Annotated in this window: 1 protein-coding gene; it reads right to left on the bottom strand. The window is 38.7% G+C overall.

Annotation, left to right across the window (positions count from 1 at the left end; translation table 11 throughout):
- Positions 1–341, bottom strand: a 341-nt coding sequence (locus tag H5159_RS20825) for a hypothetical protein (protein ID WP_182780975.1), incomplete at both ends; no start/stop codon positions are given.

The raw sequence follows: 341 nt of genomic DNA, 5'->3' as shown, positions 1-341 counted from the left end.
ATTTTCAGAAAGCGCATTTGATAAGTCCTGCTCAGCTTGGCTGGAAGCGACTCCCTGCGCCTCACCGTCTAAATCATCACCTTGTAATTCTTCGGGGGTAAATGGCAACTCACTTTCTAGTGTTTCTTGAACTTCATCAAGGTTAAGAGGTTTGGTATCCTCTTCTATACTAACTGGTTCAACAGAATCAATTCCGTCATTAATTTCTTGCAGTAAATCATCATCAAACGACTCGTCTTCAACCTTAGCTTCTGATTCAGAGAAGTCATTATCAATTAATAGTTCATCATCAAAATCATCTTCTAAGCTATCTAAGTTAGCATTTTCAGAAAGCGCATTTG

Origin of the sequence: Pseudoalteromonas sp. SG43-1 (assembly GCF_014164415.1) — a bacterium.
GTDB lineage: Bacteria > Pseudomonadota > Gammaproteobacteria > Enterobacterales > Alteromonadaceae > Pseudoalteromonas > Pseudoalteromonas distincta.
Note: the sequence above shows the minus strand (reverse complement) of the source record. Positions and strands in the feature narration are given on the sequence as shown.